Below are 26,045 nucleotides of genomic sequence, written 5' to 3' on the forward strand. Positions count from 1 at the left end.
CAATCACCAACAAAATATTTTTCAAAAATCTTGTAACAAAATTCCTTCAAGTACTACTTATATATTGAAAGTGGTCTAAATCTCAAAACTATATTGAGACCCCAAAGTATAGAAACGACCGTACTTGCAATAACCATCATAATACAATCATAATACCAAGCTTGAATTACTAAAATTCAAACGTGGCTAAAAACTAAGACTTAAAACGTCTGTCTGCTGGTTAAATTTGGTGCGACTTACTTTCAAAAAAGATTGTATAATCTTACAATGGTCGTATATTTAGTAACTCAAATTTAAACAGCATCTTATGGCAGAATGGTTTTCAAATTTAGAATTTCTATCCAAAATGTATTGGTTAGTGGCTATCATTGGCTCACTCATTTTCTCTATAGTTATGATTATGGCTTTTACAGGAGGAGATGCCGATGATATTGGCGACCTAGACTCCGATATTGATGCTGATGGAGCTGGTTTTCAATTTATATCCTTTAAAAACCTTGTGGGCTTTTTTACCATATTTGGCTGGAGTGGTATTGCATGTATAGACGCCGGACTTTCTACACCACTAACTATAATTATTTCGGTGATTTGCGGATTGTTAATGATGGTAATTATGGCTTCACTATTTTATTTTATTAGCAAACTTTCAGATAGTGGTACTTTAAATTATAAAAATGCGCTCGATGCCGTTGGCGAAGTCTATCTAACTATTGGAGCAGAGCGCTCTAAAATGGGAAAAGTAACCGTAAGTGTACAAGGTACCATGCGCGAATTAGATGCCCTTACCGATTCATTAACCCAATTAAATACAGGCACTATTATAAAAGTTGTCGATGTTACTTCTAACGGCATTCTCATCGTCGACCAAACACGGAAACCTATTGAACCCTCAAAACACATAAAAGACCCCTTATTGAGTAATGCTACTCAAAAGAAAATTTCAAAATAAAACTAATTCTTCAAATTTATAAACTATGTATTTACTAACCATTCAAGAAAATTTTAACCCCGAAAGTCTTGGCGGACCAATGCTTCTCATTTTTGTAGCACTATTTATAGTAGTAACACTAATTATCTTAATAAAACGCTACAAACGCTGTCCTTCAGATAGAATTTTAGTGGTTTACGGAAAAGTTGGAGGTGGTCAATCTGCCAAATGTATCCATGGTGGAGCGGCTTTTATCATTCCTGTCATTCAAGATTATGAATTTTTAGAATTAACACCTATTTCTATCGAAGTAAATTTGGTTAACGCCTTATCTAAACAAAACATTCGTGTTAACGTACCATCGCGTTTTACTATTGGTGTATCTACCGAACCAGGTATTATGCAAAACGCAGCAGAGCGTTTATTAGGCTTAGGACAAAATGAAATTCAAGAATTGGCTCAAGAGATTATTTTTGGCCAGTTACGTTTAGTGGTTGCTTCAATGGATATTGAGGAAATTAATAATGACAGAGACAAATTCTTAACTAACATTTCGCAATCTGTAGAATCAGAATTAAAGAAAGTAGGTTTAAAACTCATCAACGTAAACATTACAGATATCGTTGATGAGTCGGGTTATATTGAAGCCCTTGGTAAAGAAGCTGCAGCTCACGCTATTAACGCTGCACGTAAATCGGTTGCAGAGAAAACCAGAGATGGATCTATTGGTGAAGCCAATGCAGTACAAGACGAAAGAACTCAAGTTGCTGCGGCTAACGCGCAAGCCGTAGAAGGTGAAAACACCGCAAAAATTGCCGTTGCAAATTCAGACTCCTTACGTCGTCAACGTGAAGCAGAAGCAGAACGTGTAGCAATTGCATCAGAGAAAGTCCAAAGCGCAAAAGCATTGCAAGAATCTTATGCTGCAGAACAAGAAGCAGAAACAGCGAGAGCAGAGCGTGAGCGTTCTTCTCAAATGGCTGATGTTATTGTACCTGCAGAAATTGATAAACGCAAAGTTGAAATTGATGCTGAAGCCGAAGCAGAACGCATTAGAAGACGCGCAAAAGGTGAAGCCGATGCTATACTCTTTAAAGCACAAGCAGAAGCACAAGGTCAGTTTGAAATCTTAACTAAACAAGCTGCTGGTATGGAGCAAATTGTAAAAGCTGCTGGCAATAATAGTAGAGATGCTGTATTATTATTAATTGCAGATAAATTGCCAGAACTTGTAAAAACACAAGCCGATGCGATCAAAAATATTAAAATAGACAAAGTAACTGTTTGGGACAATGGCAGCAGTGGTGAAGACGGAAAATCATCAACCGCAAACTTCCTGTCTGGCATGTACAAATCAGTACCGCCATTACAAGAAATGTTTAATATGGCTGGTATGGATTTACCTGAATATCTAAAAGGAAAAGACAAAAAAGAGATTGAAGCAGATGATGCTAAGATTGAACCTTCTAGCAAAAAATAAACACGCATCATTTTGAATAATATGGTTCATAAAAGACCAGTACCAACGGCAAAGTTAATTTATGGTACTGGTCTTATTTTAATTGGAGGCATTACTGCTATAACCGGAAATATCATAGGTATTATAGGCATTGCATTAGGGTTTTACTTCCTTAAATCTGATGGTATCGAAATAGATTTACAAAATAAGAAATACCGTAACATAATCAGTCTCTTTGGCATATCATACGGACAATGGAAAGCATTCCCTGAAATAGAATATGTGTCGGTTTTTAAAACAACTCAAACCACAAGAGTTTGGGTGTCTACCGCAAGTACAAATGTTACAAACACTGTTGTAAAGGTCAATTTGTTTTACAATACCAACAAGAAGATCGAAGTTTATGTTTGCGATAATACAGATGACGCGTTTAAAATTGCTAAACAAATGGCTAATGCCTTAAATATTGATGTTTTAGATGCCACCTCACGCGAAACAAAATGGCTATAATCTAAAACAAAGGTCAGTTCAAGTGATTTTTAAGGCATAAGAAAACCAGCCCAATGCAAATAATTTTAAGACAAAAAACCGTCAAAATCAAAATTATAGCAAAAACCAATCTTTATCCCCTTTCAACAAGCACTTAACTTAACCTAACTTTTCGTAACTTTGACTCCTAAAATTTTCTAACATTTGAAACTCAATCTTCAAGATATTCCACGTGTTAAAACCATCACTAAGGAAGATTTTATAAACAACTACTTCAAACCACAAAAACCTGTGGTAATAGAACAGTGTATTGAAGATTGGCCAGCCTATTCCAAATGGAGCTTAGACTACATCAAAACCATTGCTGGTGATAAAACCGTTCCGCTTTACGACGACAGACCCGTAGATTACAAAGAGGGCTTCAACCAAGCACATGCCACAATGAAAATGAACGATTATGTAGATCTACTACAACGCGAACCAACGCGATATCGCATTTTTTTATGGAATATTTTAAAAGAAGTCCCACAACTACAAAAGGATTTCAAATTTCCTGATTTTGGACTTCGACTAATGAAAAAGCTACCCATGCTATTCTTTGGTGGACGCGACTCTTACACCTTTATGCATTACGATATCGATTTGGCGAATATCTTTCATTTTCACTTTGAAGGCAAAAAACAATGCATCTTATTCGATCAAAAGCAAAACAAATACTTGTATAAAGTTCCACATGCTTTAATAACAAGAGAAGATATCGACTTTGCTAATCCTGATTTAAAAAAATGGCCAGGCCTAGCAAAAGCGAACGGTTGGGTCTGCAATTTAAATCATGGTGAAGTTTTATACATGCCAGAAGGTTATTGGCATTATATGCGTTATCTTACTCCAGGTTTTTCAATGAGTCTAAGAGCTATTGCCCGAAATCCCAAAAACCTAAGCAAAGCCATTTACAATGTGTTTATCATGCGAAATTACGATAACCTCATGCGACGTCTAAAGGGCCAAAAGTGGATTGATTGGAAGAACAAAAAGGCCGTTACCAATACCAACCGTTATATTTAATTTTCTGACATTAATAAAATACTATTTGTATATTTGAGCCCTATTTTTAAAATTAAAAACATGAAAAACATTGTATTAGTAGTCGCTTTATTAGCTTTTAGTTTTGGTAACGCCCAAGCCTTTGAAGGTAAAGGAGATCAAAAATTTCAAGTAGGTGCTAATATTCAAGATAGCGCGACAGGAATTAATGTAAGCTTCGATCACGGTTTAGGTGAAAACATCTCTGTTGGGGTATCCTCTTCTTATGCTTTAGGAGGTGCTAGTTGGATTGAAGATCTTGATTTTGGAGATCGTTTCGATTTAAAAGCGCGTTTTAACGCTAACCTTGGTAACGTTATTAACATTGATGAAAACTTTGATTTTTATCCTGGGTTAAACCTTAGCCTTAAAAACTTTGGTGGCCATGTTGGTGCACGTTATTTCTTTTCTGAAGGTTTTGGTGTTTATACAGAAGCCAACTTTCCTTTAGCCAAATATGACACAGATGACGTAATAGATATACACAACCAATTTGCATTAAACATTGGTATGACGTTTAATTTATAAGAACGGATTAACACATATAAAAAAGCCTTTTCATTAATTTGAAAAGGCTTTTTTATTGTATTAAACCAATCCAGTAAGACCTTTATATTTCCTAATAAATCCATAAAAAAGACATAAAAAAACAACATCCCCAAAAACCCACAAGACCCTAATAAAAAAACAAAATCTGCGAACATCCCAAAAAATCTGTGGAAACCCTAATAAATCAAACAAAAATCCCCAAACATCTTCAGAAACCCACAAGACCCCTAATAAAAAAATAAAATCTGCGAACATCTCCAAAATCTGCGGGAACCCTAATAAATCAAACAAAAATCTGAGGGAACCCAAATAAATAACAAAAATCCCCAAACATCTCCAGAAAACCACAAGAATCAACAACTACAAATACGCATTCAGTTTCTCATAAACCAAAGCCGATTCCCAACCACGATACAACAAATAATCCGCCACCTTTTTCTTCTTCTTAAACACATTAGGTTCCTTAACTTGAGCAATCCGTTTTTGCACCAAATCGTCTAAGGTGTTATAATAGTCATCCAAGTCAATCTCTTTTAGCGCCACATCAATACTATACTTAGAAATATCTCTAAATTTCAACTCGCGCAGCAAACGGTTTTTACCCCATTTCTTAATTCTAAATTTCCCACTAACAAAGGTTTTAGCAAAGCGTTCTTCGTTCAAAAAATTATGTTCAATAAGATGCACCATAATAACATCAATAGCTTCAGGAATCATATGCATATCGCGGAGCTTTTGGCGTACCTCTTTATGGCAACGCTCTTGGTAGGCACAATAATGTTCTAGCTTTTTTTGCGCTTCCTTTACAGTATATGTTTTATTGCTATCCATCTAGTCCAAAAATACAATAGATTAATAAAAAATAACGGTTTAAAAACTATAAATAAAGCAGAATATAAAGCCATAAAACAACAGCCCTACAAAGCCATCCCTTTCCTACGATTTACACTTAATCGGTTTTTTATGAATTTAAAAGAGAACCTGAGAGAAAACTTAACTATTTGTTAATAAATTCCTACTTTGCAAGACACTGACTCACAGTGATTTTAATATATCTTTGGTCAGCATTAATTAAATCTAGATATCCCTTGTACCCTATGATAAAAAACTACTCCCTCGTTTTTATAGCATTCTTATGTTTTAGCTTGTCTGGTTATGGGCAAACAACAGTAACTTATGATTTTTCTGCTTCAGGAGCAACAACATCTGGAGCTTTAGATAGTAATATAGGTTTTACAACTGCAAAAAATAGTGGTACTGCAACACCTACTATTAACTCTGGACAATTAAGATTGTATCAAAATGGAACAAAAGGTGGGTCTATTATAATTACACCTTTAAATGGTGTTATAATAACAGAAGTTATAGTGAATGCATCTGGAACAACAGGACCTGCAGGATATAATGTTGACGGATCTTTTGTTTCTAATTTAAGTACATCAACAATATATACAATGAGTGGGCTTTCAGCTGCAACTGATGTTGAGTTTTTCCAAAGAGATACTAGTAGTAGTAATAGAATTTATGTTGATAATTTTGAAGTTACCTACGAATCAGCTTCAGCGGATACAGAATTAAATTTCGCTTCAACAACTTATTCTACAAGTGAAGGAGGTAGTTCTATAAATTTATGTGTAGATATCACCAATCCAAGTGCTACACCAACTACAGCTAATGTTGTTTTAACCTCATCTAGTTCTCCGCATTTAAGTTTCACTTCACAAGCTATTACTTTTGCTTCAGGCAGTTCTGTGTCACAATGTGTTTCAATTCCAATTACAAATAATGGAAGTTGTGGAGATGATACAGATTACACTTTTAAAATACAAAATGTAAGTGGAGGATCAAGCGCTAGTGTTGGAACTGTAAATGAAACGATTTTAAGCGTAAATGATGATGATGGAACCTCAGGAGCTTTTAAGACGCTTTCTTTTGAAACTGGGGACGATTGGGGTTATTCTGGCACAGGTCAGTTGGAAAATGATTTCAATAAATACAATGGCACTATGTCTTATGAGATGAATGATAATGAGTCTATTGAATTGGACAATGTTTCTCTCACAGGATATACAAACGTGACGCTTTCTGTTGCTTATGCCGCCACTAATGTAGATTCAGGGGACGACTTGTATTTAGAAATCTCATATGATGGGGGGAGTACTTATACAAGAACCAAATTAATCGATGGTACATCTGATTATGATTTAAATATCAATTCTACAGGTTCAGTGACAAGAAATCCAGTTCAAGCAAACCCATACATAGTTAATATACCACCAACAGAAACACAAATTAGAGTTCGTTTTTCAGATCATTATGCTGACGCAAGTGATTATTATTATGTTGACGATATCATATTATCTGGTGACGCATGCCTCTGCTCAGCACCAGCAGACCCAACAGGAAGCATTACAGGCACCACGCCAGCATGTACCTCTACAGACCTAACGTACACAGGTACTGCCGCACCAGGCACCACAAACTATTGGCAAACTAGCCCTACAGGCACAGCTACAACGGATAATGCTACCGGAACATATACAGTAACAACAACGGGCACTTACTATGTAAGAGCCTATGATACAGCAGGCACATGTTGGTCAGATGGTAATCTAAGCTACGCCGTAATTATAGAAAATGGAGTACCAACCTTAACACAGCCAACCAACCAAACCGAAGTGATACCAGACACCGCGACCTTCTCGGTAAGCTCTAGCGATACGGATACTTACCAATGGCAAGTATCTACGAATGGTGGTGCTACTTGGACAAATGTTTCAGGAGGAACAGGTGCAACAACGGATACTTATACAACAGGTGTTACCTCGGCTTCAATGGATGACAATCAATACCGTTGTATTTTAACCAATATTTGTGGAGCAACAACATCTAATGCCGCAACGTTAAATTTAACCAATGAAGCACCAAACAACGTAAGAAATATTCAAGGCTGTTTTGAAGATACAAGTGTGACTTTAAATTGGGATGCACCAGCTTCTGGTGTAACTCCAACAGGCTATATGGTATTTGCAAGAGATGGAGGCACAGACCCAACAGGAACAAAAACAGATGCCAACACCTATACAGCTAACACTAACTTTGCAGCAGCAACATCGGTAACACCAGCCTCTTTAGGACGTGTGGTGTACAAAGGAACGGCAACTACAGCAACAATAACGGGCTTAATTGAAGACAACAACTATTCATTTACAGTTTACGCTTATGTTGGTGAAACATTAACAGGATGGGCTAATGGTGGTACTACAGGAAGTACGGTAACAAATGGTTTAGCACAAGGCGATATAACCAACCTAACAGCAACACCATTAACAAATCAAGTCAACTTAAACTGGAATAACCCACTACCTACAGCATGTTGGGATCAGTTAATTATTGTGGCTAACCAAGGTGGTGTTACGTTTACACCATCGGGTGACGGTTCTGCTTATACCGGAAATGACAATGATGTTTACACTACACCAAATCAATTGGTTTATGAAACTACATCAAGCACCTCTAGTAAATCAATAACGGGTTTAACCAACGGTACCAATTATTGCTTTAAAATATTTATTAGACGAGGTACGACATGGACAACAGGTATTGAAGTTTGTGCAACTCCGTCTTTAACCTATTGTGATTCTTATGGAAATGGAAGTGATGGTTGGTTAACATTAATCAATAATGTAAAATTCAACACTATTGATAATACTTCACCAAATATTGATAATGATTATACGGATTTCACAGCAATATCAACAACAGTAACTATAGGGCAAACTTATAATTTAGACGTTAGAGTAAATACTGGTGGCACCTATACAACCGTAACTCGGGCATGGATAGATTGGAACAATGATGGTGACTTTTCTGATGCAAACGAAGTTTACGAACTAGGTAATGCATACGATGTGGTAGATGGATCTACAGACGGAAGCCCATTATCTATTGAAGTGCCATCTAATGCCGTTATTGCCGCAACAAGAATGCGTATTTCAACGAAATTTGGATCAACGCCTTCAACACCTTGCCAAACAACTTTTGATGGTGAAGTTGAAGATTACACAATTAACATACAACAACCTGTAAATGCAGAAATCAATGTTAAAGGAAATAACATCTCTATAGCAAACGGATTTAATGCACCTTACGGTTTAAACAATACACTATACGCTTCTACAGATGTTGGATCTACAGGTCCTGAAAAAAGCTATATTATCGAAAACATTGGTGCAACTGCTTTAAATTTAACAGGGACACCAAAAGTTGAAATAATTGGTACACATGCTAGTGATTTTATAGTAACCTTACAACCTAGCACCTCTATTAGTTCTGGATCTAACTCAGAGTTCAGAATAGAGTTTAACCCAACTTCAGACGGAGTGCGTAAGGCTAAAGTAAGTATTGAAAATTCAGATAGTGACGAAGACCCATATATATTCGATATTGAAGGCTCAGCAGTTTGTAGTACCGTATTAACGAGCTCAATTTGGCCAACCGAAGGCCCAGAAAACACAGAGATTACAATTACATCTGCTAATAACCTAACCGGTGCCATTGCATCTATAAATGGCTTAGCAATGACAACAGTAACAGCATCAGCATCAGAATTAGTGGTTTTATTACCTGCTGGCGCTACCAGCGGAGATATTACCGTATTGTTTTCAACAGGATGTTCTTCTGCAAATGCCTTTACAGTGTTAAATGATGATATCACAAGTTGTGAAACAACATCGGCTTCAACGCCTCCAACCGATTTGTTTATAAGTCAAATATCTGATGCTACGACTGGAAGTTCATCTTTAGTTGAAATATTTAACGGAACTGCTTCAACAGTCAACCTAAGTAATTATAGCATCCGAGTTTTTAATAATGGAAATGGATCTCCATCTTCTACTTTAAATTTAACAGGAACCGTTGTTTCGGGAGGCGTTCATGTAATCAGTATTGGTACATCTTCATGCGACTTTTCTGCCGCAGGTTTAGACGGCAGCTTACCTCACCAAGCATTTGATACGGCAAGTGGGATTAACTTTGATAATAATAGTTCAGATTTAATAGAATTATACAACCATACGACGTCGACCTCAATAGACGTTTTTGGAGTTTTTGGCAGCGACAATTGGGCTAATGGTCTAGGTGCTGGTGATAACGGTATTAATTTTAGCAGACTAAATACCGCTAGTATGTTACCAACTACAACTTTTGACCTTGCAGATTGGGATATTACAGACTGGATCACCTGTAGTGACTCAGATTATAGTGATTTTGGCGTTTATGACTTTGCGTTGGCTACACCGCCTACGGTATCAGTTTTAGCTCCACCTGTATTTAATTGTACTAACTCAATTCAAATATCAGTAATTGCAACTGAAGGAGTCCCATCTGGTTTAGGTCTAACTTATCAATGGTTTTATTTAGAACCAGGAACGGCAACATTTGTGGCTGTACCAAATAATGCAGATTTTGATAATGTAACAACAGCCATCTTAGATATTATAAATCCATTATCATATCTAGATTATCAATTCTATTGTCAAGTTAGAGAAGACGTCGCTACTTGTTACAAAGCTAGTAACGCTGTAAAATTAGAAGCAATCACTGCAGTTTGGGACGGTACAACCTGGTCTACAGCTCCTGCATCAAATAAATTTGTAATAATCGATGGGGATTACGATACAGGTCTAGGTGGTGCACAAACAAGTTTTGAAGCCTGTAGTTGTACAATTACAATAGATAACGAATTAATTATCAATGACAACACCTATGTTTTAGCAGAAAACAATCTTATTGTAGATGGTAAATTAACCCTAAAGCCATATGGATCATTTGTACAAATTAATGATGCAGGAACAACTTCGGGTAATGTCTTAACAGATAGAACTAAAATACAAGTCATAAAAAAGACGGCAATGCTAGCATCACGCCACGAATACACCTATTGGAGCTCCCCTGTTTCTGGGGAACAAATCAGTAATGGATTGGCAGAAGCTAACCCAGGTAGAATCTATTCGTATAGTGGGCAAAACTATTTAGATGCTACAACTGAAACGAACAATGATAATACAACAGTTGCAGGACAAGATGATATTGATGATGACGCTAATGATTGGGTATATGAAAATGGAACAACAATAATGGAGCCCGGAGTTGGTTACGCCGCAACACAAAATAGCTTTGCCCTTTTCCCAACACAAATCGACTATGTCTTTGAAGGGCCATTTAATAACGGTGTATACAATATTCCTATTTACAGAAATGATTCAGAACTAAATGACAATAACTGGAATCTTATTGGTAACCCATATCCATCTGCAATTAGTGCCGATTTGTTTCTAGCTGAAAATGCAAGTATTGGTCAAAATATTGGTGCTACTAATGGAGCTATTTTCTTCTGGTCACACAATACTGACGCCGATGGAGCAACCAATGGTAATGAGAACTTAAACTATGCCCAAAGTGATTATGCAATAATCAATGGATCTGGGCAAACCATGGGAGGTGATGGCCTAATGCCAACAAGATATATCCCATCAGGACAAGCCTTTTTTATAGCCATGGACAATGCATCTCCAGCAACTGTAGTAAGTGGAGATATTAAACAAACAACGATTCTATTTAACAATAGTATGCGTGTCACAGCAAACAATAATCAATTTTTTAGATCAACTAACACGGCTACACCAAATAAGCTATGGTTGAATTTAGAGACCGACAACGGAGCCTTTAATCAAATCTTAGTAGCTTATGTTAATGGAGCAACAGACGAAGATGATGGCATGTATTACGATACACAAAGAAATTTATCTACGGAAACTAATACCATTATATATTCTTTAATTGACGAAGATGTAACTAAAAAGTTTGCCATTCAAGGTAAAAACCCAAATAGCTTAACGCTTGATGAAGTGATTCCGCTCGGTTTCAACACCTCTATTACAGCACCGACTATTTATCGCATTTCAATATATCAATTTGAAGGTGATTTTATGAGCGACAACCCTATTTACATTAATGACAAATTGTTAAACACAACACACAACCTTAAAGATTCAGACTACACCTTTACCTCAGAAACAGGGGAATTTAAGGACCGTTTTGAAATTGTGTTTACACCAACAATATTACTTTCAATAGACGACAACATAGTTGACGCTAATGAAGTAAAGATTACAGAATTACAAAATGGTAATGTTGAAATCAAAGTTGGAAACACACATACCATAAAGCATGTCGCTATTATAGATGTTACAGGACGCCTCATTTATAGCTTACAAGGCCATAATGCTATTGAAGTTTACAACTTATCTAAATTAAGTCAGGCAGCTTATATTGCTAAGGTCACCTTATCTAATGGACAGGTGATAAGTAAAAAAGCAATCAAACGCCACTAAATACAAAACCTTTATATTATGTAGAATAAGCCTCATTCAAAAAATGAGGCTTATTCTATTTTAGGTCAGAGATGGCAAGGCTTTAACCAGAATCACACCCAAATTTCAATAAAGGTTCACCCCTAGTTACGTCGGGCCTTTTTCAGGTAAGAGTCAAACAGAAGTCGTCATTAAACAAAATTTCAAAAAAGGTTAATATCTACAGAAACCAAATAAATTCTAAAGCTTATAATTTAAAGCAAGAATAATGTTTCTACCAGCAGCAGTGATCCCAGAAGAATAAGGTCTATAACGTTGGTCTGTTATATTTTCTACACTAGCCGTTAAGCTAAGTTTATTATTGTATTGATATTGCATTCTAACATTAAGTGTATGCCAAGCTGGTGCATACGGATCACCATTAGCATCCAAAGCATAAATATAATCTTTCGATGTTTCCGAAGGAGACAATTGGTTAAACGATAATTCATTATTATAAACCACAAAAGCATCAAATAACCATTGGTTACGTTTCCAACTCAAATGGGTACGACCAAAATTAGGCGCCACGTGCCGCACAGGCTCTTCTATTCCATTATTATCTTCTGTGCCTCCTATAACATTGTACTGAGAACGCAACTTCAATTGTTCGGTAAAATGGATTTCCAACCCTGCTTCAAAGCCATAAATCCATGCTTTTGACGCGTTCTGTATCGCTTGCACACGACTTAATTCTCCATCATAAACAATCGCCGTTTCACCATTGAGCTCATAATCGCGTCGTATTAATGCATTATCCAAAAACGTGTAATACGTCGCCAAATCGATAATAACTTTATTCTCAAAATTCAATTGCAAACCCAACTCTCCACTATAAGCATATTCCGCTTTTAAATCCTTATTGGGCACAACAACAGCTCCAGGCTCACTGTCAAACACCTTACCAATATCATCAATATTTGGAGCTCTAAAAGCCGTTGCAGCGTTCAGTTTCCATTGAATCAATTTACTAGGAGACCATGTAATACCAGCAGTACCAGTTAGCGCCCCTGTATTAACCTCAGCATCGTCAAAAGGTAAGTTTAAAAACTCATTATTCTCCGTAAAATCAGCTTTCGCAATCACCTGATTAAACCGTAGTCCAGACTGAAATACAAACTTCGAATTCGGTTTATGTTTTAAACTCGCATAAGCCGCAATAGACTGCCATGTAGACCCATCGGGATATCGGCTAACCGCAACCATATGCTCTCCTGTTTCAATAGACGTATCATAGCCTTTAGAATGCACCGTATTGTGCAAATATTCTAGACCATAAAAAACACTCGTTTTAGAACTTAATGTTTTTTCTAAATCTAAATTAAATGATATAGCATCAACGGCTTCTTCTCTAACAGCACGTATTACAGATTGAAAATCACGATCTTCTCTACCTTCTTTAAAATTTTGGTACGCTAAAGTGGTTTGTATTTTATCATAGAGATTTGAGCTACTACTTAATTTAGTCAACTGAAAATTCCCCATAAACCATTGTTGTGGTTGGTAATTCCATTCCGCAGAACGCAAGACATCACCGCTATAACGTATCAGTCTATCATATCTAGAATACGCCGAAGTTGTGGAATAATATAAGCCTAAATCAAAATCTAAATTATCAGAAGATTTATACCGCAACTTTTGCATCAAATTAATTTGATCGTAACCAGTTGGTGTCTGCACTTTAGGATTTTCATTGGCTACAATAACGTCCTCTCCATGATCTTGCGTCACAACTTCTGGTCTAAGATAGTCATCTGGTCCATGGCTCCCCATTCTTAAATCATCAAAATCCGTATAACTAACACTAGTTAAAAACGCCCATTTTTTATAGCCTAAATTCACATCTACATGACCTGTTTTTTCATGGTTTGCTGAAGCGAATCGAGTTAAAGCATTTGCACTAAAGTTCAAATCATCCGTTTCTGAAAATTGTGGTTTTTTGGTATAAAAACTCATAACACCACCAATAGCATCACTTCCATAAACTACTGAACCAGCACCAAGTGTAACCTCCGTATGTTGCACAGAAAACGGGTCTATAGCAATTACATTTTGTAAGTTCCCTCCTCTAAAAATAGCATTATTCATGCGTACTCCATCAACCGCAATCAACAATCGATTTGTAGAAAACCCTCTAATCATTGGACTTCCACCTCCTAATTGACTTTTTTGAATATAAATATTACCCGTATTCTCCAATAAGTCTGCGCTAGTTTGTGGATGTGCTAAAGCAATGTCTTTCGCATTAATATTAACAATGGTCTGTGGAATGTCGCGTTTGTTCTGTTCAAACCGAGATGCTGAAATTAAAATTTGATCTAAACCTTCTACTCTAGGTGTGAGATAAACAATATAATTCTTTTTAGCTATTTCAGATTTTGTTAAATGCTGTGTTTCATATAAAAAATCCTTAAAACGAATAATGTCTCCTGCCTTGAAGATTTCCAAAGAAGCTTCACCATTTGCATCGGTCATAACCGTTTTACTCGCCTTAGAATTAACCAGTACAACTCCAGAAATAGGCATAGCACTTTCCGCTTCCAAAACAGTAACTGTTTGAGAAAACGTTAGTTGTAAAAAAAGAAATAAAAAAATAGTATGTATGCTAATACGCTTCACTTGTGAGCTCACAATCCTTATAATTTTTTTTGAAAAAAAATAGCTTAATGAAATACCTCGTTAAGCACTTGTAATGATTTCGGTTTTTTAAAACTACCTAAATGTAATTCAAAATAATGCAACAGCATATTTAAAAACTCTTGCCTTTGTTTTGCTTTAATCGATACGGTATTTAAGGCATCAAAACTTGTGCCTAACAACTGTTTTAGAAGAGTTAAATTTTCTCCTGATACAGAATAAATCCCATGATTTGAAGCTTCAAAAACCCCTGTTTCTAAATTAAAAAAAGGATAATTATTATGTATGTTTTCTGGCTGAAAACCTAAATAGCGGGTTAGCTTTAAAAGAAACAACAAATGAAAGTTGGAAAACTGATCTTCATTATCTAAATATTGAAGCGCAGCCGTTATAAAATGAAATAAGTCTGCATTCTTTTCTTCTTCTTTTAACACATTTGAAAGAATTTCAGATAAAAATAAAACGATTGAACTTTTATAGATATTGGTATGAAGACTTTTGTAAATGTAATTAAACTTTGTTTCTTTTATAAAATGAAGGGACTGATTGGGCTTGTAATTTTCTTCGATTTGAAGTTGCGATAACGCTTGAAAATATACCGTTTTAGAAAGGCCTTTTTTAGATTTTAAAACACCTCGCAATAGATAACTAACAACTCCACGTTCCTCGGTATAACATTTTACAATAAGGTCGTGATCTCTATATCTTAATTTAGAAAGAACAATGCTATTATTTTTTGAAAGCATGTTTTATCGGACTATTAGAACTTTAAGCACTTTGGTTTCAAACGAATCTAAATCTGAAATTAAGATTAAATAAACCCCTGTTCGCACTACATTATTGCCTAGATTTTTTCCATTCCAAACTGCTGTTCCACCATCTATGGCAAAATTATAGTTGGTATTAGAAGACCTTAAATTAACATTAGATTGTGCTTCGGCAACCAAATTACCTTCAATATCTGTAATCTTAATATTCACACGCTCAGTAAGCCCACTAACCTTAATCCCTTTATTTATATCATTTAGATCATTAAAACCAAGAATATTATATTCTGGTCGCACAGGATTTGGATAAACAAAAGCATCTTCTAAGGTCGATTCTGTTTTGGAACCGCCGGCTTTAAAAGACAATAAACCTTTTGTTGTAGCAATGTAAACAATACCATTATCAGAGTCTACTGATATATCATTAATAGTATTAGATGGTAACGGAGAGTTATTCTTAGTAAAATGATAAATAGTCGTTTGGCCATCTGATGAAAAATAAAACACACCAGAATCTACCGTGCCAATCCATTTATTATTAGAACCATCGACTTTAATATCTGTAATCGTCTGCCCTTCTAGTAATTCTTTAGGAATACCATCTTCTAAAATAATAATTGAACTTAAGGTTGGATTAGTGTCTTCGTAAAACCCAGAAGTATTGTAAAGCACTTTCAATCCATTTGTTGTACCAACCCAAAGCTGATTTCTATTGTCGATAGCTAAACTTATAAATCGAGTAAATGGATCTACGTTTTGCGCTTCCGTATTAATATTACGCAATGGATTATTTGCTATATTTTCATTGTAAGCTATCAGTCCATTATTATAGGATCCAATCCATTTTGTTCCATTATCATCGATTTCCATATCAAAAAACCCATTTTCAGAACTTGGCGGATCAATTAAATCAGAAAAACTATAAGCGCGCCATGCACCAGAATTAGGATCGTAAGACTTTAGCGGTCTTTCAACAAAACTTGTTAATGTCCATAATAATCCACTGGGATCAAATTCTGTTGCCGAAACCCTAATATCTATATAGTTAGGATCATCACTTAACACAAGAGATTCTAATCCACTATTCGTTTCATTTAATAAAACCGTAGGTTCAAAATCATTAATTTCTACTATACCGTTAAAAAAAGAACTGATAAACACTTGATTGGGGTTAAATATATTAGGTGTTATTTCATTCAATTCATAGGCATTAAAAAGACTATCAACAGGCAAACTCGTCCAATAACCATCATTTAAATAACTTATCCCCTTTGACGTCAGTGGATAGGGATTAAGCGCACTTGTATATTGACCGTAAGTAGCCCAAACGGTCTGAGTTGTAGCATTTAATTTATATATATTATTTTCCAATGGACCATTTGGTCTAATCACTGTATAGTCAGTACCACCATTAATTTCAGTTGTTAATACACCAAAATCTTTGGTTCCTATATAAACAAAACCATTTATAAGCGTTGCAGTACTAAAACTAGTATCAAAATCTACTGTTGGCTGAAAGCTATTTACTAAAAGCAGATTTTCATCATAGATATAAGTTGTGTTTTGTGTTGAATAGATAAGATTAGATCCAGACATATCAGAATCTAATGGTAATAAAGGAAATGTAAACAATGAAGTTATTGCGGCTCCATTTAACTCATAAAGTACTTTATTTCCTCCTACTGCATATTGTTTATTATTGACCGCATTAACGGTATAAAAATTCCCTGAAATAATAGTCTGCCATTGTTGGTAATCTATTAGATTAGGATTACTTAAATCAGCTTTTTTTAGACCATTATTATCCAAGCAAGCGACGTAAATTTCATTATTTGAAACAGACACTTGTTTCACTGTAATCTGAGCTCCACCATTCCCTAGAAAAAAAGTATCTCCAAATTCTAAGCGTTCTAAATCATACGTAGACACACCATAATCTGTAGAAATATAAACGAGACCTTCGTTTTCAAAAAAGTGATTTATACGTTTATTGACAGGAGTAATGTTTTGTTTTTCTAAAATATCGACGACAGTCAATACCGACTTTTCGGTTTCAGAATAGACTTCAATTAATCCCGTGTCATATCCTATGAGTAAATATTGATAAAGCTCACTATAATATATGCTGGTAATTTGTTCACCAGAAAGACCTTCAACCGATGTGATTGTTAAAAGCTCATTGGTTAACGTATCATATTCAAAAACAGCATTTTGAGCTGCTGCAAATATTTTATTTTCACCATTAACAACATCTACAATATTATTGTATGAATAATGACCTTGCCATAACGTTGAGAAATCTTGCGAATGATTAAATTGAAAGCATAAAATAAAACTAAGAAAGGTAAGTGTTTTAATAATTTTCATCAGTTGCTATGATTGCTTTATGAGAAGAACCAAAAATAGTATATTTTATTGTAATTTGAGCCACAATTAATACATCTACATGCTATTTAGCAGCACTGTTTTTTTATTCTTCTTTTTACCAATTGCAATAATTGTTTATTTTTTTTCTCCTAAAAAATTAAAGAATTTTGTCCTACTACTCTTCAGTTTAGCTTTTTATACTTGGGGCGAAGGCGTCATGGTGGTACTTATCTTACTATCTGCTTTAGTCGATTACGTATGCGCTTTAATTATAGAAAAAGGGAACAAAAAATTGGGCTTAATATGTTCTATGCTTTTTAATTTAGGCCTCTTAATTTATTTTAAATATGCTAATTTTATTTTTGAGAATGTTAACGCTTTATTATATGCTTTCGATTTAAACCATTCCGAAACGACGCAACTTGCCAATATTACACTACCTATTGGAATTAGTTTTTTTACGTTCCAAACGATGTCCTACACCATAGATGTGTATAGAGGCAAAGTAAAAGCGAATAAAAATTTTATAGACTTTGCTACTTATGTGGCTTTTTTTCCACAACTTATAGCAGGTCCTATAGTTAGATACACAGACATTAAAAACGAACTCACAAACCGAAAACATAATGTCGTTCAATTTTCTCAAGGTGTAGAACGCTTCATTATAGGGCTTTCTAAAAAAATGCTTATTGCTAATAATTGTGGCTTCATCGCTGATGGTATGTTCAGTTTAGCTAATAACGACTTATCTATGAGCATGGCATGGTTAGGACTATTAGCCTATACGCTTCAAATATATTTTGATTTTTCGGGTTACTCAGATATGGCAATAGGACTAGGTAAAATGTTTGGTTTTAATTTCCCTGAAAACTTTAACTATCCCTATATCTCCAAATCTATAAAAGAGTTCTGGAGACGCTGGCATATTACACTTTCTCAATGGTTTAAAGATTACCTATATATATCCTTAGGTGGTAATAGAAAAGGAAATTTACAAACCTATATTAACCTATTCATAGTATTTTTCATTACTGGTCTTTGGCATGGTGCTAGCTGGACATTTATTCTTTGGGGCCTTTTTCACGGTTTTTTTATTATTCTAGAACGCACCAAACTAAAAGCTCTGCTCCGCAAAGTTCCTTCAGTTTTCTCACATTTTTATTTACTATTAGTTGTTATGCTTTCTTGGGTACTTTTTAGAAGTGACTCCATCGCTCATGCGCTGTATTATTATGAGTCGCTTATTTCATTTTCAAAAACGACTAATTTTAATTATCTGAATTTTTACTTAACAGTGGAAAGTACGCTAAGTCTCATTTTAGGAGTTTTATTTTCAATCCCAATATATAAAACGTTGAAACCTCTGAGATCAATTAATGTCAATTTGAAGCTTACACTAAAAGCTTTCGTATTAATCGTATTATTTAGTTTAAGTATATTCTATGTTGCTAATGAAAGCTATAATCCATTTATTTACTTTAGATTTTGATTAGACAAACCCAATATCGATACTCAAAAATAATTACCATAGTTTTTTTGGCTACCATAATAGTGCCTAGCATAATTTTACTTATTCGAGATATATGTTGCAACCAGCACATTTTACAAATTAATTTTACAAATCCTAAAGACGTAAAATCTAACATAAAACGCTATTACACTGAAGACTTTATGTCTAATTCTCCCTTTGTTAATTATTACCTTCAATTTAAAACAGATGTACTCAGAGAAAATCCTATTCCACATAACGTTATTTCCGGACAAAACGGATGGTATTTTTTAGGAAACAACTATCTAAATACACTTAACGATGCTTATGGAAATGATCGTTTTAGCCATAATGAATTAGCTGCTATTGAAAGCAAACTCACCACTATTCATAATTATCTAACATCGAAAAACATACCACTTTACATTGTTATTGCTCCAAATAAAAATAATATTTATAAAGAATACCTACCATACAAACTAAAACAAGGTGAAACCAAATTAGATCAGTTACAGCACCACTTACAAAATTCTAAAGTTTCATTTATAAACCTTACGCAGCATTTAAAGTCGTCCAAACCTATAAATCCATTATACTATAAAACAGACTCTCACTGGAACACCTTTGGAGCGTTCTTAGCCTATCAGAACATTATAGCGCAAATGCAAAATCGTTTTCAAATTAAATCTCAAAAATTATCTAATTATGAAGTGGATGATAATTTTGAGATAGCAGGAGATTTAACAAGGTTGTTAAAAATCAATACCCCTGAAAAATCAATCTACATAAAAAAGGCCAATGATAACTTATCTGAAGATTATACAAAACCTTATTTACGATATACAAATCCTAACAATAATTTAAAACTTTTAATGTTCCGAGATTCATTTGCTAATCATCTCATTCCTTTTTTTAATGATACTTTCAGCGAAACCTTATACCTAAAAGACTATACCTTTAATAAAGATTTAATAGACACAGAAAAACCTGATGTTGTTGTGATTGAAATTGCTGAAAGAAATTTAAGAACACTACTAAATTTAAAGACTGAAATTCTATAAAAAAACTTCCGTCAAAAAACAGAAGCTTAAATTTAATTCTCATAGTCTTGCTTATACGACTCCTTGTGCAAGCATAGCATCTGCTACTTTTACAAAACCGGCAATGTTGGCTCCTCTAATGTAGTCTATAGAACCATCTTCATTTTTTCCATATTTAACACATGAATCGTGAATGGCCTCCATAATACCTTTCAATCTTGAATTAACCTCTTCTCTAGTCCAGCTAAGACGTAGCGAATTTTGACTCATTTCTAATCCTGAAGTAGCAACACCTCCTGCATTTGAAGCTTTACCAGGAGCAAATAATAATTTTGCAGTTTTAAACACGTCTATAGCCTCTGGAGTTGAAGGCATATTTGCGCCTTCTACAACACAAATACAACCATTATCTACCAACTGTTTTGCTTCGTTACCGTCTAATTCGTTTTGAGTGGCACAAGGTAAAGCAATATCACATTTTACAGACCATGGCCGTTCACCAGGATAATACTTTGCATTAGGATATTGATTAACATACTCGCTAATACGTCCACGTTTTACATTTTTAAGATGCATTATATAACTTAACTTTCCGCTATCAATACCATCTTCGTCTACAATATAACCACCAGAATCTGATAATGTTAATACTGTCGCTCCTAATTCTATCGCTTTTTCTGTTGCATATTGTGCAACATTACCAGATCCTGAAATGACAACATTCTTATCTTGTAATGAATCATTCTTAAGCTTTAGCATATTTTGAACAAAATAAACCGTTCCATAACCTGTAGATTCTGGTCGAATTAAAGAACCACCCCAAGATGGCCCCTTACCTGTTAAAACTCCTGTAAATTCATTTTTAAGTTTCTTATACATGCCAAACAGGTAACCAATTTCTCTTCCGCCAACACCAATATCACCTGCAGGAATATCTGTAAACGGTCCAATATGCCTATATAATTCACTCATAAACGCTTGACAAAAACGCATAATCTCATCATCTGATTTGCCTTTAGGATCAAAATCAGAACCTCCTTACCTCCTCCCATTGGAAGTGTCGTTAACGCATTTTTAAACACTTGCTCAAAAGCCAAGAACTTTAAAATACTAGCGTTTACAGAAGGATGAAAACGCAAACCGCCTTTATAAGGACCAATTGCAGAGTTCATTTGTATTCTATAACCTCTATTGACTTGTATCTCTCCATCATCATTTATCCAAGTGACTCTAAATGAAATTAATCGCTCCGGCTCTACCATTCGTAATAAAATGTTTTTACCGCTATATAATTTATGCTGTGCTATATAAGGAATTAATGATTCTGCTACTTCTTGAACAGCCTGTAAAAATTCGGGTTCATGACCATTTCTTGCTTGTACTTCTGCCAAAAAAGCATCTATTTTTTCTCTCATGAAGTTTTATTTGGTCTCTAAATTATCTAATCCTTTTACCAATTCTAAAAATTAATCTATTTTTAGCAAAATATTGGGATATTTTATTTTAAACAAGTAATTGTAAGAATATTTTGATATATTGTGCCGTTCTTATTTCTTTAATAATAAGGCAAATATCAATTCTTTTAGTATGATATTCTAAATATCATATTCAATATAAAAAGGGTTTAATTTTTATGCAAAAAAAATAAAAATAATGTATTTAATCGGTTTTATTTGGTAGTTTATCGAGTTTTTATATATTTGCTCGGTAGAAGCTTCAATTTTAGAATTACATGATACTAAAGATACAAAAACTACTCTTTCCATTGATATTACTGTTATCAATGCAATTGAGTTACTCACAATTAGGCTTTTCTCATGAGATCGGTATAATCGCCGGTCCTGTAGCATTTCAATCTGATTTTGGTGAGCGCTATGACTTTGAAACCAATGCTGGTAACACCGGGTTTGGTATAGGTCTCGTCTACTACATGAACTTTGATTACCTAACAAACTACTATTATTATTCAAAGAATAATTATTTCACTGACCACTTTAAAATTCGAGCTGAAATCTCTTGGAACAAAACAAAACTTAATCATTTTGGAAAATGGGTTGATGAGAATAGAACAAGTGCTTCTGCTGATAAATTAAGAGCACATTCTGGTGAGGCCCAAAATTGGGACCTAGGGATACAATTAGAATATTACCCACTAAGTATAAAAGATTTTTCACAAGGAGGAGCTTCTTTTGCTCCATTTTTAAGCTTAGGTGTACACTATGTAACTTATAATCCTGACGTAAGCACTTCCTATGGTGATCAAAACATAGATAATGCTAGTAACTTTTATCCGAATTGGGAGCCTGGCTCTATAAGCGACCAAAGCGGCACCACTTTGTCTGTTGTCGGCAGTATTGGTACAAGATATAAACTTTCAACACTTTCCGATTTAATGATTGATTTGAGAGTTCAAAGTTTCTTTGATGATAAAACGGATGGATTAGATCACCAGTTAGCCTCTAACAAAACCAATGATTGGTTAGTCTGGTTAAATGTTGGTTATATCTTTTACTTCGATTAATACCTTAACTAAAAAAACGAATCCCAGAATTCTATTTTTATATTTTCACACAAGACTGTTATTATCCAATGGCTTGTTTTAGATCAGCTATTAAATCTGCTTCATCTTCAATACCAACGCTTAATCTAATTAGCGCATCCACAACACCTGTTTTTTCACGTTCTGCTTTAGGAATACTAGCATGGGTCATACTTGCCGGATGACCAGCTAAAGACTCAACACCTCCAAGGGATTCTCCTAAAGTAAACACCTTTAGATTTTCAACAATCTTAATGGCTTCTGCATAGTTATTTCCTTTTGGCACAAAGGACACCATACCACCAAAATCTTTCATTTGAGCTTTAGCAATCTCGTAATTAGGATGGTGTTTAAACCCTGGCCAATACACGGTTTCAATTTTAGGGTGGTTTTCTAAATACTCCGCTACTGCTCTACCGTTTTCGCAATGACGTTGCATTCTAACATGCAAGGTTTTTAAACCTCTTAAAGCTAAAAAGGCATCCTGAGGACCACAAATAGCACCACTTGCATTTTGAATAAAATACAAACGCTCTGCTAAATCTTTAGCTTTAACAATTAATGCTCCCATTACCAAATCACTATGACCTCCAAGGTATTTTGTAGCAGAATGCATTACAATATCGGCTCCCAAATCTAATGGTCTTTGTAAATAAGGCGTCGCAAATGTATTATCAACAGCTAATAAAACTTTATGGTTATTTGCTATTTTAGCAACCTTTACAATATCAATAATATTCATCATTGGGTTTGTTGGAGTTTCAATCCAAATTAATTTTGTTTTATCATTGATATAACCTTCGATACAATCTGCATTCTCCATACCAACAAAATGGAACTTTATACCAAAGTCTTCATAGATCTTAGTAAATAAACGATAGGTACCTCCATATAAGTCATTCGTACAAATCACTTCATCACCTTGTTTTAACAACTTTAAAACAGCGTCAATCGCCGCTAATCCAGAACCAAAGGCTAAACCATGTGCCCCATTTTCAATACTTGCAAAAGCCCGCTCTAGAGCATGGCGTGTAGGATTGGCAGAACGCGCATACGCATAACCTTTATGTTCTCCAGGAGTCGATTGTGCAAATGTAGACGTTTGATAAATCGGTGGCATAACAGCACCATATGCTGCCTCTGGTTTTTGACCACCATGAATTGTTTTAGTATTGAATTTCATTTATAAATAATTTAAAACTAATCTCTTAAAACTTTTTAAAGAATTATCGTTTTGAACCTTAACAAATTTAACGGATAATTCGTTCTATTCAAATCTATATAATACCTTTATTGTTTATTAAACATAACCTCAACTGTTTTGAAACGAATAATTCCTTTTGTCGTATTTGCCATTGTACTACATTCTTGTACTTCTGAATTTAAGCCCGCTACTTTTGACACTATTTCGGTTGAAGAACCTTATGAGGCTGAAATCTCAGCGGTATATAGCAAAGCCACAGGAAGCAACGAGCTCAGCAATACCATTAATGCAAACGTTGAACATGCCATTATTGAAACCTTAAATACATCTGAAAACAAAACCAATTTAGAGGCGGTTTTAAATGCTTTTAATGAAGAATACCTCAGCTTTAAAAAAGAATTTTCTGAAGCTACTGAGCCGTCTTGGGAGCTACATATTGAAACCGAATTAATTTATCAATCTGAAGAGATTATTACCATAGCCATTAGCACTTATGAGTTTAAAGGTGGTGCACACGGTAACGATAAAATAAAACTATTAAATCTTGATGCTAAGACTGGACAAACCATAGAAATCAATGATTTTATTAACGACATCGATGGGTTTACAGCATTGGCTGAAACTCAATTTATTTCATCTTTAGAAAACGATAAAGATCATTTAACCATTGAAAATTTCTTCTTCGGTGAACCTTTTCATTTACCAAAGAATATTGGATTTAGTGATGAAGGCCTAGTGCTAATCTATAATGTTTATGAAGTAGCTTCTTACGATTTAGGCTATACCGAGTTTATGATTCCATTTAGTGATGTAACCCCTTATTTAAAGAAAAACTAAACGGTTTTTCTTGTCAATCGTTTTATAATTGGCCCAACAGTTAAACCTTGTCCTACAATAGAAACCACAACCACCACATAGGTTATTACTAAAAATAATTCTCTATGCATGTCTTTAGTTAAACTTAGCGCTAATGCAATAGAAATACCTCCGCGTAATCCTCCCCAAGTCATTATTAAATTTGTCTTTGGCACAAAATCTAATCGTTTTTCAAAGAATTTTATTGGTAACCACAGCGAAAGATAACGACACATCAATATGATAGGAATAGCCAATAAGCCCGCATAAATATATTTTCCGTCTAAGGTTAAAATCAGCATTTCCATACCTATCATAACAAACAATACGGTGTTCAATAAAACATCTACCAACTCCCAAAATTTATCAACATACAACTCTGTAGTTTCAGACATCGCAGAATTCCTTACGGTATCATTTCCCACAATTAATCCTGCTGTTACCATGGCTAATGGTGCCGATAAATGAAAGTTGTGTGCTAACATAGTTCCTCCCATAACGGTTGCAAGGGTTAAGATGACTTCAATTTCGTAACTATCTATAGATCGCATTAAACGATACGTAACCCAGCCTAGAAAAAGCCCCAAAATAATACCACCAATAACTTCTTGTCCAAATAAGGTAGCAATATCAGAAAGCGCAATCGCAGCATCTGGTTTTGCAGCAATTGCAAAAATGGTTAGAAATACCACAACACCGACTCCATCATTAAACAATGATTCTCCTACAATTTTAGTTTCAAGCTTTTTCGGAGCTCCTGCTTTTTTCAATATACCTAAAACAGCAATAGGGTCTGTTGGCGAAATTAAAGCTCCAAATAATAAACAATAGATAAAATCAATATTGAAACCCATTGCCATTAATACATAATACATACCAATACCAACTAAAAACGTAGACACCAATACACCTAACGTCGCAAAAGCCATAATTGGCCATCGTTGCACCTTAAGCTGATTAAAATTAGTATGTAGCGCACCCGCAAATAACAAGAAACTCAGCATAATATCTAAGAGCACCGTTTCAAAGTCAATCATAGCTATAAACTCTCGTTCTTGTATTAGTAGCGTGTCATCGAATTGAGCAATACCCACCAAAACTACAGTAAATACAATAGTAATTACCATTAAACCAATGGTGATTGGCAACTTTAAAAACTTCTCATTTATATAACCAAAACCCGCAGAAAGAACGATTAAAATAGTCGCAATTGAATAGTAATCCATA

The 26,045-nt window shown here is 34.7% G+C and carries 17 protein-coding genes and 1 pseudogene; 10 read left to right on the top strand and 8 right to left on the bottom strand.

Annotated features, from left to right (window positions below; all coding sequences use genetic code 11):
* Nucleotides 1–307 precede the first annotated feature (307 nt).
* From ACXGSQ_RS02305 to ACXGSQ_RS02325, 5 genes are all read left to right on the top strand, one after another.
* Entirely contained in the window at nucleotides 308–949 is a 642-nt protein-coding gene (locus ACXGSQ_RS02305) for a hypothetical protein (RefSeq protein WP_458628036.1), read from the top strand.
* A 25-nt stretch (nucleotides 950–974) separates the two neighbouring features.
* Complete coding sequence (locus tag ACXGSQ_RS02310; RefSeq protein WP_334465932.1) at nucleotides 975–2,408, top strand: flotillin family protein; 1,434 nt, start codon at nucleotides 975–977, stop codon at nucleotides 2,406–2,408.
* A gap of 21 nt (nucleotides 2,409–2,429) precedes the next feature.
* Nucleotides 2,430–2,897, top strand: a complete 468-nt coding sequence (locus ACXGSQ_RS02315) for a hypothetical protein (protein ID WP_458628037.1) — start codon at nucleotides 2,430–2,432, stop codon at nucleotides 2,895–2,897.
* A 183-nt stretch (nucleotides 2,898–3,080) separates the two neighbouring features.
* Complete coding sequence (locus ACXGSQ_RS02320) at nucleotides 3,081–3,941, top strand: cupin-like domain-containing protein (protein WP_458628038.1); 861 nt, start codon at nucleotides 3,081–3,083, stop codon at nucleotides 3,939–3,941.
* A gap of 60 nt (nucleotides 3,942–4,001) precedes the next feature.
* Entirely contained in the window at nucleotides 4,002–4,487 is a 486-nt protein-coding gene (locus ACXGSQ_RS02325; RefSeq protein ID WP_458628039.1) for a DUF6646 family protein, read from the top strand.
* Nucleotides 4,488–4,868: 381 nt separating this feature from the next.
* Here ACXGSQ_RS02325 and ACXGSQ_RS02330 read toward each other — a convergent pair whose 3' ends face one another.
* Nucleotides 4,869–5,339, bottom strand: a complete 471-nt coding sequence (locus tag ACXGSQ_RS02330; protein WP_458628040.1) for a regulatory protein RecX — start codon at nucleotides 5,337–5,339, stop codon at nucleotides 4,869–4,871.
* Between the two features lie 266 nt (nucleotides 5,340–5,605).
* Here ACXGSQ_RS02330 and ACXGSQ_RS02335 point away from each other — a divergent pair, with 266 nt between their 5' ends.
* Nucleotides 5,606–11,902, top strand: coding sequence for a GEVED domain-containing protein (locus ACXGSQ_RS02335; RefSeq protein ID WP_458628041.1), 6,297 nt, complete (start codon nucleotides 5,606–5,608; stop codon nucleotides 11,900–11,902).
* Between the two features lie 219 nt (nucleotides 11,903–12,121).
* Here ACXGSQ_RS02335 and ACXGSQ_RS02340 read toward each other — a convergent pair whose 3' ends face one another.
* The 3 genes from ACXGSQ_RS02340 to porZ form a co-directional block, all read right to left on the bottom strand.
* Nucleotides 12,122–14,446 (bottom strand): TonB-dependent receptor plug domain-containing protein, encoded by a 2,325-nt coding sequence (locus ACXGSQ_RS02340; RefSeq protein ID WP_458629307.1) that lies wholly within the window; start codon nucleotides 14,444–14,446, stop codon nucleotides 12,122–12,124.
* A gap of 137 nt (nucleotides 14,447–14,583) precedes the next feature.
* Complete coding sequence (gene recO / locus ACXGSQ_RS02345; RefSeq protein WP_458628042.1) at nucleotides 14,584–15,303, bottom strand: DNA repair protein RecO; 720 nt, start codon at nucleotides 15,301–15,303, stop codon at nucleotides 14,584–14,586.
* A 3-nt stretch (nucleotides 15,304–15,306) separates the two neighbouring features.
* A complete protein-coding gene (gene porZ, locus ACXGSQ_RS02350; protein WP_458628043.1) occupies nucleotides 15,307–17,691 on the bottom strand; it encodes a type IX secretion system anionic LPS delivery protein PorZ in 2,385 nt (794 codons plus the stop codon).
* Nucleotides 17,692–17,908: 217 nt separating this feature from the next.
* On the opposite strand from porZ, the gene ACXGSQ_RS02355 reads away from it, so the two are divergent.
* Both ACXGSQ_RS02355 and ACXGSQ_RS02360 read left to right on the top strand, forming a co-directional pair.
* Complete coding sequence (locus ACXGSQ_RS02355; RefSeq protein ID WP_458628044.1) at nucleotides 17,909–19,180, top strand: MBOAT family O-acyltransferase; 1,272 nt, start codon at nucleotides 17,909–17,911, stop codon at nucleotides 19,178–19,180.
* 182 nt (nucleotides 19,181–19,362) lie between these two features.
* Complete coding sequence (locus ACXGSQ_RS02360) at nucleotides 19,363–20,241, top strand: alginate O-acetyltransferase AlgX-related protein (RefSeq protein WP_458628045.1); 879 nt, start codon at nucleotides 19,363–19,365, stop codon at nucleotides 20,239–20,241.
* Between the two features lie 51 nt (nucleotides 20,242–20,292).
* Here ACXGSQ_RS02360 and ACXGSQ_RS02365 read toward each other — a convergent pair whose 3' ends face one another.
* Together ACXGSQ_RS02365 and ACXGSQ_RS02370 are read right to left on the bottom strand one after the other, a co-directional pair.
* Nucleotides 20,293–21,099 (bottom strand): dehydrogenase family protein, encoded by an 807-nt coding sequence (locus ACXGSQ_RS02365; protein WP_458629308.1) that lies wholly within the window; start codon nucleotides 21,097–21,099, stop codon nucleotides 20,293–20,295.
* Nucleotides 21,100–21,147: 48 nt separating this feature from the next.
* Nucleotides 21,148–21,635: pseudogene (locus tag ACXGSQ_RS02370) on the bottom strand (Glu/Leu/Phe/Val dehydrogenase dimerization domain-containing protein); the annotation flags it as partial.
* Between the two features lie 317 nt (nucleotides 21,636–21,952).
* Between ACXGSQ_RS02370 and ACXGSQ_RS02375 the strand changes: the two are divergent.
* Entirely contained in the window at nucleotides 21,953–22,741 is a 789-nt protein-coding gene (locus tag ACXGSQ_RS02375) for a THC0290_0291 family protein (protein ID WP_458628046.1), read from the top strand.
* A gap of 61 nt (nucleotides 22,742–22,802) precedes the next feature.
* On the opposite strand, the gene ACXGSQ_RS02380 is transcribed toward ACXGSQ_RS02375, so the two are convergent.
* Nucleotides 22,803–23,942, bottom strand: a complete 1,140-nt coding sequence (locus tag ACXGSQ_RS02380; RefSeq protein WP_458628047.1) for a cystathionine gamma-synthase — start codon at nucleotides 23,940–23,942, stop codon at nucleotides 22,803–22,805.
* Nucleotides 23,943–24,080: 138 nt separating this feature from the next.
* Between ACXGSQ_RS02380 and ACXGSQ_RS02385 the strand changes: the two genes are divergently transcribed.
* A complete protein-coding gene (locus ACXGSQ_RS02385; RefSeq protein ID WP_458628048.1) occupies nucleotides 24,081–24,800 on the top strand; it encodes a DUF3298 and DUF4163 domain-containing protein in 720 nt (239 codons plus the stop codon).
* Here the strand turns inward: ACXGSQ_RS02385 and ACXGSQ_RS02390 are convergent.
* Complete coding sequence (locus tag ACXGSQ_RS02390; protein ID WP_458628049.1) at nucleotides 24,797–26,044, bottom strand: cation:proton antiporter; 1,248 nt, start codon at nucleotides 26,042–26,044, stop codon at nucleotides 24,797–24,799. The genes ACXGSQ_RS02385 and ACXGSQ_RS02390 overlap by 4 nt on opposite strands.
* Between the last annotated feature and the right edge of the window lies 1 nt (nucleotide 26,045).

The organism is Winogradskyella sp. PC D3.3 (genome assembly GCF_054366245.1).